Origin of the sequence: Baaleninema simplex PCC 7105 (genome assembly GCF_000332355.1) — a bacterium.
Classification (GTDB): Bacteria; Cyanobacteriota; Cyanobacteriia; order Cyanobacteriales; family Geitlerinemataceae; genus Baaleninema; species Baaleninema simplex.
Genome location: NZ_KB235961.1, coordinates 41,918 through 55,915, shown reverse-complemented (window position 1 = coordinate 55,915; position 13,998 = coordinate 41,918). Strand labels below are relative to the sequence as shown.

At 51.8% G+C, this 13,998-nt stretch carries 14 protein-coding genes; 5 read left to right on the top strand and 9 right to left on the bottom strand.

Annotation, left to right across the window (positions count from 1 at the left end; translation table 11 throughout):
- Window positions 1–205: 205 nt before the first annotated feature.
- The gene (aspS, locus tag GEI7105_RS0125030; RefSeq protein ID WP_026097950.1) at window positions 206–2,005 is read right to left on the bottom strand and encodes an aspartate--tRNA ligase; all 1,800 of its coding nucleotides are present in this window, start codon (window positions 2,003–2,005) and stop codon (window positions 206–208) included.
- Between the two features lie 323 nt (window positions 2,006–2,328).
- Here aspS and GEI7105_RS0125025 point away from each other — a divergent pair, with 323 nt between their 5' ends.
- Entirely contained in the window at window positions 2,329–3,717 is a 1,389-nt protein-coding gene (locus tag GEI7105_RS0125025) for a PQQ-dependent sugar dehydrogenase (RefSeq protein ID WP_017663140.1), read from the top strand.
- Window positions 3,718–3,933: 216 nt separating this feature from the next.
- Window positions 3,934–4,761, top strand: coding sequence for a hypothetical protein (locus tag GEI7105_RS32440; RefSeq protein WP_017663139.1), 828 nt, complete (start codon window positions 3,934–3,936; stop codon window positions 4,759–4,761).
- 7 nt (window positions 4,762–4,768) lie between these two features.
- Here GEI7105_RS32440 and GEI7105_RS0125015 read toward each other — a convergent pair whose 3' ends face one another.
- The 5 genes from GEI7105_RS0125015 to GEI7105_RS0124990 form a co-directional block, all read right to left on the bottom strand.
- A complete protein-coding gene (locus tag GEI7105_RS0125015; RefSeq protein WP_017663138.1) occupies window positions 4,769–6,604 on the bottom strand; it encodes a Gldg family protein in 1,836 nt (611 codons plus the stop codon).
- 23 nt (window positions 6,605–6,627) lie between these two features.
- Window positions 6,628–7,443 carry an ABC transporter permease gene (locus GEI7105_RS0125010; protein WP_017663137.1) on the bottom strand — a complete coding sequence of 272 codons (816 nt, stop codon included), beginning with the start codon at window positions 7,441–7,443 and terminating at the stop codon, window positions 6,628–6,630.
- A gap of 93 nt (window positions 7,444–7,536) precedes the next feature.
- Window positions 7,537–8,721 carry an ABC transporter ATP-binding protein gene (locus tag GEI7105_RS0125005; protein ID WP_017663136.1) on the bottom strand — a complete coding sequence of 395 codons (1,185 nt, stop codon included), beginning with the start codon at window positions 8,719–8,721 and terminating at the stop codon, window positions 7,537–7,539.
- A 206-nt stretch (window positions 8,722–8,927) separates the two neighbouring features.
- Window positions 8,928–9,497 (bottom strand): AAA family ATPase, encoded by a 570-nt coding sequence (locus GEI7105_RS0125000; RefSeq protein ID WP_245555501.1) that lies wholly within the window; start codon window positions 9,495–9,497, stop codon window positions 8,928–8,930.
- A gap of 357 nt (window positions 9,498–9,854) precedes the next feature.
- Window positions 9,855–10,049 (bottom strand): hypothetical protein, encoded by a 195-nt coding sequence (locus tag GEI7105_RS0124990; RefSeq protein WP_017663133.1) that lies wholly within the window; start codon window positions 10,047–10,049, stop codon window positions 9,855–9,857.
- Between the two features lie 338 nt (window positions 10,050–10,387).
- Here GEI7105_RS0124990 and GEI7105_RS0124980 point away from each other — a divergent pair, with 338 nt between their 5' ends.
- A complete protein-coding gene (locus tag GEI7105_RS0124980; RefSeq protein WP_017663131.1) occupies window positions 10,388–10,723 on the top strand; it encodes an STAS domain-containing protein in 336 nt (111 codons plus the stop codon).
- 399 nt (window positions 10,724–11,122) lie between these two features.
- On the opposite strand, the gene GEI7105_RS0124975 is transcribed toward GEI7105_RS0124980, so the two are convergent.
- Window positions 11,123–11,581, bottom strand: a complete 459-nt coding sequence (locus tag GEI7105_RS0124975; protein WP_245555500.1) for a pentapeptide repeat-containing protein — start codon at window positions 11,579–11,581, stop codon at window positions 11,123–11,125.
- Window positions 11,582–11,622: 41 nt separating this feature from the next.
- Window positions 11,623–11,994 carry a winged helix-turn-helix transcriptional regulator gene (locus GEI7105_RS0124970; protein WP_017663129.1) on the bottom strand — a complete coding sequence of 124 codons (372 nt, stop codon included), beginning with the start codon at window positions 11,992–11,994 and terminating at the stop codon, window positions 11,623–11,625.
- A 103-nt stretch (window positions 11,995–12,097) separates the two neighbouring features.
- On the opposite strand from GEI7105_RS0124970, the gene GEI7105_RS35490 reads away from it, so the two are divergent.
- The gene (locus GEI7105_RS35490; RefSeq protein ID WP_071592138.1) at window positions 12,098–12,343 is read left to right on the top strand and encodes a CDGSH iron-sulfur domain-containing protein; all 246 of its coding nucleotides are present in this window, start codon (window positions 12,098–12,100) and stop codon (window positions 12,341–12,343) included.
- A gap of 46 nt (window positions 12,344–12,389) precedes the next feature.
- On the top strand, window positions 12,390–13,088 hold the full coding sequence (locus tag GEI7105_RS0124965) for a pirin family protein (protein WP_026097948.1): 699 nt from the start codon (window positions 12,390–12,392) through the stop codon (window positions 13,086–13,088).
- Between the two features lie 8 nt (window positions 13,089–13,096).
- On the opposite strand, the gene GEI7105_RS0124960 is transcribed toward GEI7105_RS0124965, so the two are convergent.
- Window positions 13,097–13,998, bottom strand: a 902-nt coding sequence (locus GEI7105_RS0124960; protein WP_342662865.1) for a DUF362 domain-containing protein, incomplete at its 5' end; no start/stop codon positions are given.

The window sequence follows — 13,998 nt, the reverse complement described above, 5'->3', positions numbered from 1 at the left end:
CAGAAGACAACTTCAGATTGGTGAATTCTGTAACCTTTGGGGTGGATGAATTCCACCCCACAACAGGCGATTACGACGGGTGCATCTCACTTTTGCAAAAACATCAGTTTTGGGTGGAAAAATTCCCGATTAGCACTTCCGGTATAAGATCCCCGGCATCTTGGAGATGCCGGGGATCTGGAGAATTTCACCCCACAACAGGCGATTACGACTCCTTCTTCTCCTTCGGTTTGAACGTCGAAGAAACGTAGAGTTCCTTCAACTGCTTCTTATCCACAGGCGAGGGCGCATCGGTTAACAAACAGCGGGCTTGTTGCGTTTTCGGGAAGGCAATGACATCGCGAATCGACTCTTCTCCGGCTAACAACATCACCAGACGATCTAACCCATACGCAATTCCAGCGTGGGGCGGCGTTCCGTATTCAAAGGCTTCCATCAAGAAACCAAACTTCTCGTTGGCTTCTTCCTGAGACAAGCCAATGGCTTCAAATACCTTTTCTTGAATTTCTCGCTGGTAAATCCGCAGGCTTCCCCCGCCGATTTCGTTTCCGTTCAAAACCAAATCGTAAGCTAACGCACGCGCTGTTTTGAGGTCGTTCAAATCCTCGGGATTGGGGGCTGTGAAAGGGTGGTGTAAGGCTTCGAGACGCTTCTCGTCGGCGTTCCACTCGAACATGGGGAAATCGGTAATCCACAGCAGGTTAATTTTGCTGTCGTCTACCATGTTTAACTCGCGGGCGATGACTTGACGCAAGCGATCGAGGGTTTTATTGACCGTATCTGCATCTCCCGCCCCGAACAACAGCAAATGTCCGGCTTCGGCGTCGGTTCGCGTTAACAACTCTTGGCGTTGTTCGTCGCTGAGGTTGTCTTTAATCGCGCCGATGGTGTCGATTTCTCCACCCTCTTTGACGCGGATGTACGCCAACCCTTTTGCTCCGGCTTCAGCGGCTTCTTTAAACAAGTCACCACCGGGTTTGATGCGGACGTTAGAAATGAGTTTGCTGGCGTTGGGAATTGGTAAAGCTTTGACGATTCCGCCGGATTTGACCGCACCGGAAAAGACTTTGAAGCCGGAATCTTTCATCAAATCCGACAAGTCTACCAGTTCCAATCCGTAACGGGTATCGGGGCGATCGCTTCCGTAGCGATCGAGCGCGTCTTGATAGGTCATCCGGGGGAACGGACGGGGAAGATCGATCCCTTTCACCGCCTTATAAATATGGGCGACGAGTTTTTCGTTCAGGTCGATGACTTCATCGTAGGACATGAAACTCATTTCCATGTCCAACTGCGTAAATTCCGGTTGTCGGTCGGCGCGAAGGTCTTCGTCGCGGAAACAACGGGCGATTTGATAGTAGCGATCGCACCCCGACACCATCAACAACTGTTTGAACAATTGTGGCGACTGGGGAAGTGCAAACCAGTCCCCCGGATTGACGCGACTCGGTACCAAATAATCCCGCGCCCCTTCCGGCGTCGATTTCGTCAAAATTGGCGTTTCGACTTCCAGAAATCCTTCTTCATCTTCCAAAAAACGGCGCATGGCTTTAATCGTTTCGTGGCGAAGTTTGATGTTATTCGCCATGCGATCGCGCCGCAAGTCCAGATAGCGGTATTTCAACCGTAACTCTTCCCGCACGTTTTCCGCTTCGGCGGTACTGACTTGGAACGGAAGCTGTTTGCGGACGCTGTTGAGAAGTTCGATCGTCTCAGCGTAAACTTCCACCTCTCCCGTGGGGAGTTTCGGGTTGAGGGACTCTTCGGGACGTTCGTAAACCGTTCCCGTGACGCGAACGACGTACTCGTTGCGAAGGGCGTCCGCTTGTTTGTATGCTTCAGGGGTACGTTCCGGGTCGCCGACGATCTGAACGACGCCAGTGCGATCGCGCAAATCCACAAAAATCACGCCCCCGTGATCGCGGCGACGATCGACCCAACCGCAGAATGTTACTGTTTTGCCGATGTGTTCTTTTCGGACAGTGCCGCAATAGTGGGTTCGCATAGTGGAAACAGTGGGATTAACGCGCTAGGACAAAACTGGAAAACTTTACCATTATGCAGCATGGAGGCGTTATCAGTGAAGCGTGGAGAGTGGAGAGTGGTAGGGTGCGTGACTTGAAAAACTGGGTGTCGATCGCGAGACCGATCGACCGTCACGCACCGCCAATGTACACCGCCAACAGACAAGGATGCGTGACACGGCCGCAAAATCTTGAGTGTAGACCCGAAATTGACAACTTTCTGCGTCACGCCCCAACGCCTCGTCTCATTCGCCCATCATCTCATTCGCTAACAATGGTTTCGCACAGCGGAGGGTCTCGATCGATGCCAGCCAAAATTGTTTCTATTGTACTGCTTTCAATATTCCTCGCTACGGGGTGCGCCTCAGACGAAGCTGTCGAAACCCCAAGTTCTACGTCGTCCCCAACGGATTCGCCAAATTTACCAAATTCACAAAACTCGTCTGAGACGACACCGAGTCCCGCTTCAGTCGCAAAAGTCATTTCGACGGCGAAATTATCTCCCGAAGCGATCGCGATTCAAGTTTCCGACCTTCCCGAACCCTACCACACCGAAAGCGCCTCCAATCCGCCGCGAGTGGTTCCGATTCCCGAAAATCCCGTTTTGAACGTTCCCCCCGGATTTCAAGTCAACGTCTTCGCGGAGAATTTAGAGAGTCCGCGATGGTTGGCGTTGACGCCGACGGGGGAAGTGTTGGTGACAGAAACCCCCGAAACGCGAATTCGTTGGCTGAAGGATACCGACAGCGATGGCGTCGCGGACGAAACGGGAATTTTCGCCGATGCAGACGACGGACTGTATATTCCCTTCGGGATGGCGTTTGCGGGGGACTCTTTTTATGTCGGAAACACCGATGCGGTCATTCGCTTTCCCTATACCGAGGGTCAAAGGGAAATTTCAGGAGACTTCGAGAAAATCGCCGACCTCCCCGGACAGGGATATCGCCAGCATTGGACGCGAAACGTGGTGGTTTCCCCAGAAGGCGATAAATTGTATGTTTCGGTTGGGTCGCGATCGAACGTCAGCGAAGAACCCCTTCCTCGCGCCTCAGTCATGGAGATGAATTTAGACGGGTCCAACGCGCAGGTATTTGCGTCAGGGTTGCGAAATCCCGTCGGATTGGACCTTCACCCCCAAACCGGAGAACTCTACACCGCCGTCAACGAACGGGATGGGTTGGGGGACGACCTGGTTCCTGACTATCTGACACGAATTCGCGAGGGAGAATTTTACGGCTGGCCTTACGCGTATTTGTCGCCGAATTTCCTCGATCCCCGACATACCCAAGCCAACGGAGAAAGCACCAACCCAGATTTAGCGGCGCAAACTCAAACCCCAGACGTACTGTTTCAGTCCCATTCGGCGGCGTTGGGGTTACAGTTTTACGATGGCGAAACCTTCCCCGAGAGATATCGTAACGGCGCGTTTGTGGCGTTTCGGGGAAGTTGGAATCGCGATCGCGGAACGGGATACAAACTCGTATTCGTCCCCTTCGACGAATCCGGTCGTCCCCTGGGGACTTACGAAGATTTCCTGACGGGATTTCTCCTCGACCCCAGCGTTCCCACAACTTGGGGTCGTCCGGTGGGGGTGTTAGTGTTACCGGATGGGAGTTTGTTATTTACCGAAGAAGCCAACAACCGCATTTACCGAATTCAGTACGTTGGGGAAGCGGTGTCTGAAGTGCGGTAAGGGAAACGCGATCGAATTTTTAGGAATTCGCCCCGATCGCCTGACAAATCTCACGTACATCGCATAAGATTGCCTTAGAACTGAAGGATTGAGAGCCGTTTTCCAACGCACTTTCTTAAATAGTTCGCGATGGAACGACAATCGCACTCAATTCAAACTAGACTTTGATTCAGTTCGAGTTAATTTTGCGATCGCGCTGAGAGGTCGAGTGCCTTCATGAACAGTTTGAAACGAACGACTTATCGTTTGGGATCGTCGCTGAGAAAATTCAGGGCGAGCTTGGGATATCCAATTAACGAAAAGTTGTTTCAATTTTGTGGACTACAACGCTCTGGAAATCACGCCGTTATTAATTGGATTATCTCCCAAAAACCTCTCAAAACTTGCTTCATTAATGGCATTTTTCCTCAACAGAATCCCTGGTATAAAAACTGGGGGCTTTTTTATCGCAATTTTGAATACTGGCCGAGCGATCGCGATAAGTCAGGAGCGCTAGTTGCCAAAGAACTCTTGCTTTGTTCTTACGAAAATCGATCGCTTGAAGAAATATTCAAAAATCAAGACTACTTAAATTCCCATGTCGGGAAAAGCCAAGATCTCTACTCGCTGTTAATCCTGCGAGATCCCTACAATACCTTTGCAAGTTGGTTAAAAGCCGATTGGGAAATCACGCCGGAGATTATCGAGCTATGGAAATCTTACGCGAGAGAGTTCCTTGGAGAAACGCAATATTTACCCGATCGCAAAGTCATTATCAATTTTAACCACTGGTTTCTCGATCGAGAATACCGTCATCAACTCGCCCGAAAGCTCGATTTGCAATTCACAGATAATGGATTAAATACCATTACTCACCACGGAGGAGGAAGTTCCTTTGACAAGCAAAGTTTGGACGGAAAGGCGAGGAATTTGAAAGTTTTAGAACGGTTTCAAAACTTTATCCACGACCCGACTTATCTCGAAATTTTCAAAGATCGAGAACTGCACGAGTTGTCCACAGAAATTTTTGGGGAAATCGCAGGAACGGAAACGATCTCCCGCTAAATGGATGTTATCGTCGCGTCCACCACAAAATCGCACTGGCGGCGAACCCGATAACTGGAAACGTGACTAACGCCGTCCACCCGAGAAGTCGCGCTTGTCGGGGCGTCATGGCGATGGTGCGATCGACATCTTCTCGCGGACGAACCGACAGCGTTTCTTCCGTCTCGGGATTCAGCCATTCCACCGCGTTGAGGAAAAAGTCGCCGTTGAGTTGTCCGTCGAAAAACGCATCGGTCGTAAAGTCGGAGTCGCCGACGACCACCAATCGCGCCTCGGGAACGGTTTCTTCAGAGTCTTCCGTTTCAGAGTCTTCCGTTTCAGCCGCCTCGGTATCGGGAGACGCAGTCGGTTCGGGAGTTGCTTCAGTTTCGGGGGGTTCTGCATCCGCCTCGGCGTTCTCCTCAACCGTTTCTTCCGTTGTCGCTTCCGGCGTTTCTGTTTCGGCCTCGGCGTTTTCATCGGCCGGTTCTTCGACAGGTTCTTCAGCGTTAGTCTCTTCAGACGTTTCCGCTTCAGCGTCCGTTTCGGTTTCTGAATTCTCTTCCCCTTCCGTTGTGGGTTCGGGGGTTTCTTGAGGTTCCGGCGTTTCCAGTTTTCGACTCGACGCCACCGCCAACACCAGCGGTCCGGGGCGGTCTTCTTCAGGATTCAATTCCCAATCGGGGCCTTCGTCGATATTCTGTTCGGCCCAACTCGCATTACTGGTAAACAGCAGCGGCGAGGTGTCGATTCCCTCCACGTCGTCGTATTGCATCGGACGCACGACGGGAAACAGGGAGTAATTGCGCCCGAAATCTGTCGTAATCGGATGGGTTCCGTAGTCGATGACGAGGGGGGCTGCGGGGCCGAAACCTTGAACCCAGCGTTCGGGGTCGATGGCGATGCGATCGTCTAAGGTTACGCCCCAAGCCTCGAGAAAGTCCGTCAAACCGGGGTCGGTATTGGGATCGATGAGGAGTAACACGCCGCCGCCGTTGTCGAGATAAGCTTGTAAGGCTTGAATTTCTGGGTCGAAGAGTTCCTCAGTCGGGCCGGCGACGATAACGACAGACGCATCGTCGGGAACGCTTCCGGCTTCGATGAGGTTGAGGGGTTCGACGAGGGCGTTTTGGTCTTCGAGGGCGCGAACGGCTTTAGACAGGGAATCTTCGCCACCGGGGACGATGGGAAGTTCGCCGTGACCCTGAAGAAAATAGACGGTGAAGCGATCGCCGCTATAGAGTTGGGCGAGACGGTTCGTCAGTTTGGCTTCGGAGAGCGGTTCGACACCGACGGTTTGCACGTACTGGCGTCGTTCGCCTGCGGTGAGGTAGACATCGCCGATTTGTCCGACGTTAAACTCCCGTACTAAGCCGGGATTGGTTTGCGGATCGACGTATTCGTACTCGAACTGTTGGGGGGCTAACCGTTCGTAGTTCTCGAGAAGGGCGGTATCCGTGGCGCTAGGTTGGTTACCGAACACCCACACTTTCACGGGTTCGTCCAGATTTCGCAGGATTTCTTGGGTTTGGGGGGCGAGGGTAAACCGTTGGGTTTCGGTCAAGTCGAAACGGGCGGAGGTGCGAACGGCCAGAACGTTGACGATTCCTAAGATAACGAACACGGAGAGGGTGGCGAAGAGGGCGTTCGTTCCCGCTTCGGTCGATCGCCGCTTCCAAAAACCCTGACTAAACTGTCCTTGGTAAATCAGCCAAATTCCCAACAGAACGATTCCCACGATTAGCAATATGGCGGGAACGGGAACCCAAACGCCAGATACGCCCCCGGCGGACAATCCGGCGACGCCGAGAAACAAGCCCAGCCAGAGTAAGGCGTTCCAGTATTTTTGAAGGAAATCGCGCATAGGAAAAGTCGTTCGCCTGTGAATTAGCTACGTTGGAAGCGCAGGGCTTCGATCGACTGTGCGGTGAGAAAGATCCCCAGAAAGATGTAACTCGCAAACAGAATTATACTACTGGTATCGACGATTCCTTGGACGAGCGTGTTGTAGTTTTCTAGAAGTGAAAGATGTCCCAAGGCTTCGCCAAACGCACCGCCGATGTTTTCCGCGATGAGGTTTATCACCCATAAAAAGAGAATTAGGGCAAAGGTGAGAACGGCCGAGAGAATGGTGCTATCGGTTAGGGAGGAGACGAACATTCCCAAGGACAGCACGCTGGCCGCCAGTAGAATTAATCCCAAGTGTCCGAGAAGGGGAATCGTCGGTGGAAACGGCGGTTCTGCACTGCTGAAAGTTATGGCTTCGTAGAGGAGTAACGGGGCGGTCAGCGTGGCGTAAAAGGTGACGACGCCGAGTAGTTTGCCTGTGGCGACAGTCCAGTTATAAAGTGGAGAGGTGGCGAGCAGTTCTAGCGTTCCTCGTTTTCGTTCTTCGGCGTAGAGTCCCATCGATAAAATGGGAAGAATAAATAAGGAAAGTGATGCGATCGTGCTGAGAAAAAATTGCATGAATTGATAGGGAACGTCGATGGGTGGGGCTTCGACTCCCATTTGACTTTCCATTGCAGTTTGGGCGGCGACTTGTGCGAGAATTCCTCGCTGGGGATCGAGGAGGATGGTAGTAAAAAAGAAGCCTGCAATGAGCCAGAAAATTCCAGCAATTGCCATTGCTAGGGGAGACACGAAATAGCTTTGAAGCTCCTTTCGATAGATTGCGATAATGTTCGAGAGGACTTGTTTCATGATTTCAAATGTTTTTAAAAATCCACGATCGCTCGATTGAATTAAACAATTTAATATCGAAAGCTTGAGTCGATCTTAAATTCAATTCAAGCATTAAGCCTCAGATTTTGAGGTGTCGTTTTCATCTTCATCGGAGAAGTCGTCAGCGTCGCCGTCGTTACTCGTTTCGCTGTGGGTTGTGTCGGAGATTTGGGACGGTTCGCCTTCTGGGGCGATCGCGATCGTAGATGTCGCATCCGACAAGTCAGTGTCCGACGATTCAGAACCAACCACGGAGACCTCTTCAGAGGTTTCTCGAGATACCTCTTCTAACATTTCTTCAGACTTCTCTTCAGTGGTGAGTTGCAAGAAAATCTCTTCGAGACTGGCTCGAGTTCGTCGCATCTCAAACAATTTTAAGTTTCCATGAAGGACGGCGGCGGCGATCTCGCTTCCTGGTTCGCAACCCGGCTCGGCTTTCACGCGGAAACGGAAACGGTACTCGGGGAGTTCGGCGTTCGATAACGGTTCGACAGACTGCACCTCGGGAAGATTTCCCAAGTAGGACTGAATCGCCGACTCGACGCCATCTACGTCGCCACCGACTTCAATGTCGTAGGTGGTTCCTCCCGTCAGTTGTCCCATCAGGTTGTCGAGGGTATCGGTGGTGACGAGTTTTCCTCGGTTGATAATGGCGACCTGAGAGCAAGTCATGCTTACTTCGGGGAGAATGTGGGTAGACAGGATAATAGTGCGATCGCCCGCTAAACTTTTGATGAGATGGCGGACTTCGATGATTTGTCGGGGGTCGAGGCCGACGGTGGGTTCGTCGAGAACGATAACGGGAGGATCGTGAACGATCGCCTGGGCGATTCCCACCCGTTGGCGATAGCCTTTGGAAAGCTTGCGAACAAGCGTTTTACGGTATTCAACGAGGCCGCAGCGAGAGATGGCGATGTTTACGCGGTTCGTGCGATCGCCTGCGGAAACGCCTTTAATACGAGCGACGAAGTGTAAAAACCCCTCAACGGTCATTTCGGGATAAAGAGGCGGATTTTCGGGAAGGTAGCCGATGCGCTGGCGAACTTCCATGGATCGATCGTGAACGTCGAACCCCGCAATCCGAGCGGTTCCCGAAGTGGCGGGAAGAAACCCGGTGAGAATTCGCATCGTCGTCGTTTTTCCCGCACCGTTGGGTCCAAGAAATCCCAAGATTTCGCCATCGGCGACGGAGAACGATAAATCGCGGACGGCGTGTAGGTTTCCGTAGCTTTTGCTGAGGTGTTCGACTTCGATCATGGCGTAGCTGTTTTGGGACGATGGAATGGGAAGGTGAGGTGATGAAGAGGTGAGACCTGTCGGTTTCCGTAGCTTTTGCTGAGGTGTTCGACTTCGATCGTGGACTAGCTGAGTTGAGTGAAGGAGAAGAGGTGAAGAGACGATGAGGCGATTTTACATCCCCTTGGCTCCCCCTCTCCCTTGCTCCCCCTCTCCCCCTCTCCATTTCAAACGATGCGGTTGACGATTCGCCAGACAGCACCGTCGGAGCGCACGTCGGGAACGGTGATGCGCTTGAATCCGGTGATGAAGGGTTTTCCTTCGTATTGCCAATATAAAGGGCTGAGATCGTCGGCGATCGCTTTGAGGGCGCGAATTTCGTCAGTGAGTTCGATCGCCAGCTCGTTGATGCGATCGGCGTGGCGTTCGGCTTCGGTTTTCGCTCGTTCGATTTCTTCGCGGACGGGATCGCGTCGGTGTTCGCGATAGCGGCCGATGAGGGCTTTCGTTTCTCGCAGTCTGTCTTTTAAGGCGGTGATGGCGTCGTCGATCCCTTTAATTTCGGCGGCCTGTCGAGCCGTCGCTCGTGCGTGGGAACGGTAGGCTTCGACGATCGCTTCGGGGGCGTCGCTCTCGGGAAGGACGGGACGAACGGCTAAAGCAGCCCGTTCTTTCTCTAGGGTGTCGATAGTAGCTTGAAGGGTTGAGATCTGCTCTTGGAGGTCTGGCGTCATCTGCGATGTCTCTTCGATCGATGCTTCGGCTGCACGATCTCGATCGTAACGGGTACATCTCACTTTTGCGATCGGAACCCCACCCATCCTCCCCTTAGTAAGGGGAGGCGCCGAAGGACGTTCGGCGAGCGCTCAGTCGAGGCGCGGAGGGGTCGTTCTACGAAATTGAGATGCACTCGATCGTAACCGCTTGTGGCTCGCGATCGCGAGTGGATTTCAAGCGATCGCCCCTCTGAAACCCGCTACAACTGTTCCCGTCTCCGAAACATTGATTTCGACATCGTTAATTTTTATATCGATACAAAGCTTTATGTCGCTCGAGTCAAACAATTTGAGAGTTTATGAAACTCGAAGTGTGCTTAGAAAACTTAAGGGTTAAAACTGTTTTTGAGAACGATGGAAATCGGGCGATCGAACCCTCTATGGACTCGCGACGAGTTGAATGCGGCCGCGATCCATCTCGTCCATCAATAGCTCTAAAGCCTCGTAATCGACATCAGAAATGTATCCCATCCGAGTTAGCTCGGCATTGATCTGGTTTTCGAGATCGGGCGTTAAGCGTTTAATGTACAGCGCTTTTTCGACGAGATGACGGATTGCCGCTGACGCTTTCATGGGTATTAAAAGAATGCGATATCCATCATTTTCGGTCGAAGTGCCTTCAACTCATGCGATCGCGTCATGCCTAAAAACGTGATCTCGATCGCTGCAAAATTACACCGGTTCGACGTGGGGAACTTTTATGTCAATTTGCCGTCCAACCCTAACATAAAGATTTCAGATGGTATTTAGAGATACTTTTTCGAAACGAGCCTTTCTGAAATCTTTACATAACGGGGTCGTAAAACAAAGATTCCGCAAACCCAAAGGGGTTGGGTAGCCGATTCCGAGAGGGATAGCATATCGTCGTAACATGACACGCAACAGTTCAGTTTAAGTATAAGGATAAAGTTATGCAGACCGCTACGACTCACCCGAACGTAACCGTTGTTTGCCTTGAAGGTCATCTCAACGCTGCTAACGCCGAGCAAGTGCGCCAACAACTGACCTCTGCTGTCTCGGCTCGCAAAACGCCTGTGGTGTTGGTCGATATGGCAAAAACGGAATCCCTCGATAGTGCGGGATTGATGGCATTAGTGTCGGCCTTAAAACTGGCACACCGGATCGACATCAAATTTGGTTTGTGTTCGGTATCTCCCGCAATCCGCATTATTTTCGAGTTAACCCAACTCGATCGCGTTTTCGAGATGTTTGACAGTCACAGCGCCTTCGAGACCGCTGTTGCTTAGATGGTGAGTCCCGACCTCACTCGTTTGCGTTCGAACACTACGCTCTCTTTCTCGTGTTTTTCAGTCGGGTGCATCCTATACCATCAGTTCTTGAGATTTGTTATTTGCGTTCGCGATTGTGAGCCGTTTCAATTCCAACCTTGCCTGAATTTACTTATTCCAAAATCTTCTCTCTCTCCGGGGTGGGTCTGTGTTTACAGCCAGAAGTGCGATGCAGTATCGCTCTGGCGAAACCGAACCCACCCTCAACAGTTAAGAGTCGAGAGCTGAAAGAACCAGAACTGACCGTTCCTCTCGTAGAGAGGGCGATCGGCCCGCACTAACCCTTCCATTGCGCGTCGCTGAGCTTCATGTCAGTGACAACCGCCGACGCTCGAGCGTTTCTACACCGACCCCAAATTATGGCATCGCCAGCTTGAGAAGACCGCCTCGACGTTTCAAACTGGCAGATTGTTTCAGCGTCAATCCGATACTGCGATCGAAACGACATCCCATCACCTTCGCCCCGATCCACACGGTTTGGTAAAGAGTTGCCCCTCGCAAGTCGGCATCGGCGAGATTGGCACCGGATAGGTTGGCGAAACGTAAATCGGCTTTCATCAAACGAGTGCCTTGTAAGTTCGCACCAGACAGGTTGGCACGAACCAAGTGAGTTCCGTCGAGAACTAAACCCGATAAGTCCGCTTCTGCAAGATCGAGAAACTGGGAGGTCGGATCGGTGTTTGGGGAACTCTCCAGCAGGTGCGCGACGCATCGGACGTTGTTTGCCGTTAGCGGCATCTGCGTCAGAACATCGGCATATCCAGCCCAACCGAGCTGTTGTAAGTCGTACAAACGCTCTTGCGGGGACTTGTTCAAAAACTCAACGTACTGCGGATTAAGTGTCAACGGGTCAAACATCATCTCGATTCGGCTGAGGTCGAGCGAGTAGGTAGAGAGTGGCGACGCTCGAAAAACTGTTCGCCCCAATCGTGCATGGCATCGAGAATCGGCTTGAGACTCCTTCCCAGTTCGGTGAGAGAATATTCGACTTTCGGTGGAACTTGAGGATATACCGTTCGCAGTACCAGTCCGTCAGCTTCCATTTCCCGCAATTGCTGGGTCAGCATTTTTTGGGTAATACCGTCGAGGGCGCGGTGGAGTTGGTTGAACCGCTTGACCTCTTGAAACAGTTCTCGCAGGATGAGAACCTTCCAGCGGCCGCCAATGGCGCGGAGGGTGGTCTCAACCGGACAGGTCGGCCGTTCTGGGTTGACGTGGGCAAGTCCCATAGTTTCTTTTTGGGTACTGGCTTACTTTAAAGTGCATACTTTACAGTATATCTTTTGGGTTGCTACAGTAAATATAGTTGTTATAAATTGTGGTAGAACGATTATGGAATCTCCGAAAGTTGCAGATTTAAATCCTTGGGTCTCGACGCTAGAACCGGGAAGTTATTACTGGTGTTCTTGTGGTCTTTCTACCGGACAACCATTCTGCGACGGCTCTCACCAAGGGACGCAGTTTACACCTGTCAGCTTTGAAGTGTCAGACTCTAAAAAGGTGGCACTGTGTCAGTGTAAAGCGACACAAAATCCACCGTTTTGTGATGGGAGTCACAACAATTTAGAAACGAGCTAGACTAAATTGAAATGCAAGGCGATCGCTGAGTTTGGGAGGACAAATCGTGTTAGCAGTTCGCAAATCTGAAGCACGTGGAACAGCAAATTACGGATGGCTAAAATCGTACCATTCTTTTTCGTTTGCGAATTATTACGACCCAAATTTTATGGGATTTCGCAGTTTGCGGGTCGTGAACGAAGACACAGTGGCGGGTGGAACGGGGTTCGGCACGCACCCTCACCGGGAAATGGAAATTATTTCGTATGTCCTCGAAGGGGTGTTGGAACACGAAGACAGTACGGGAGGGCGATCGCGAATTCGAGCCGGAGAAGTGCAACGGATGACGGCGGGAAGGGGAATCGCTCACAGTGAATTCAACGGTTCGCAGCAGCATCCGGTTCGGTTGTTGCAAATCTGGATTCTCCCCAACCAACGGGGACTCCCGCCGAGTTACGAACAGAAAACCTATTCTGAAGCGGACAAACGGGGACGGTGGTGTCTCGTCGCCTCTCTCGACGGACGAGAGCGATCGCTGACGGTACATCAAGACGTACTGCTGTACGCCACAATTCTGTCGCCTGGAGAAACACTAACGTACGCACTTTCGCCGCAGCGTTACGCTTGGTTGCAGGTGGTACGCGGCGACATTGAAGTCAACGGAACGATCCTCAGCGGCGGAGATGCGGTGTCCGTGGAGAAAACGGAAGCGTTAGACGTTTCTGCTCTGTCTGAAGCAGAAGTGTTGTTGTTCGACTTGGCTTGATTTCTCCATTACACTTGACGTCCGCCAGTCCGAATTCGATCGATCTCGTCGAGATAGATCGGATTCGGTTCGTCAGCTATTTGACAGGCGGTGCGATCGACATCGATTAAATCGTTTCCCCAGACGATCTTTCCGATTGCGATCGCCTCGCCGCGATCGGGTTTCCAGTCGTGACTGACGAACTTCTGAGTCACATCGACCACACCGCCATCGAACAGATGTCCGATGGAAAAATAGACATCTTGCAACACCGAAGGAACGGAAGGACGGTGCAGTTGTCCGCGCGAGTTAGGACTTCTCGCTTTATATTTGGCGCGGGGAAACAAGCCGTAGAGATTTTTTAAGGACGCAGAAATTAACGGTTCCCCTTTAAGTTGCGTCCGTTTGAACGCACTGACACTAATCCGACAATCGACTGTTTGTAATAGCTTCGGTGCGAGCAGGGTTTGAAATCGCACGGGAGAGGGCGATCGGTTGGGATATTCACTGAGTGGTAAGGTGTCCGCGTCGAGGAGTTGCATTCCCTCGTCGAGAAGTTCGTAAACGCCGTGAAGACTGGCAATTTCAGCTAAAGATACAGCAGAACATACGCCCTCGACGATCGAAATTGTGGCGTTAGGGCTAGCGCGACGCAATCCTTGTAACACTGTGTTTAAAACAGGAATGCTGACGGTTACGGGAGCGGCGACGGGATAGCCGAGGTTGGGTTTGACGAGAACGTGTTTGGCGTCGAACGCGGTCTTCGGGGGGAAGTAAGTAAATTTAGAACTGGTCGTTACGTTGGGCGTTTCGTTGGATTCGATAGCGGGACTTAAACGGTAAAAAAGGTAAAATAAAAGCAAAACCCTTGACTGACAAGGATTTAAGGTGGAGAGTGTCCCCATGAGAGAGACCACCCCAGCCGCTATGC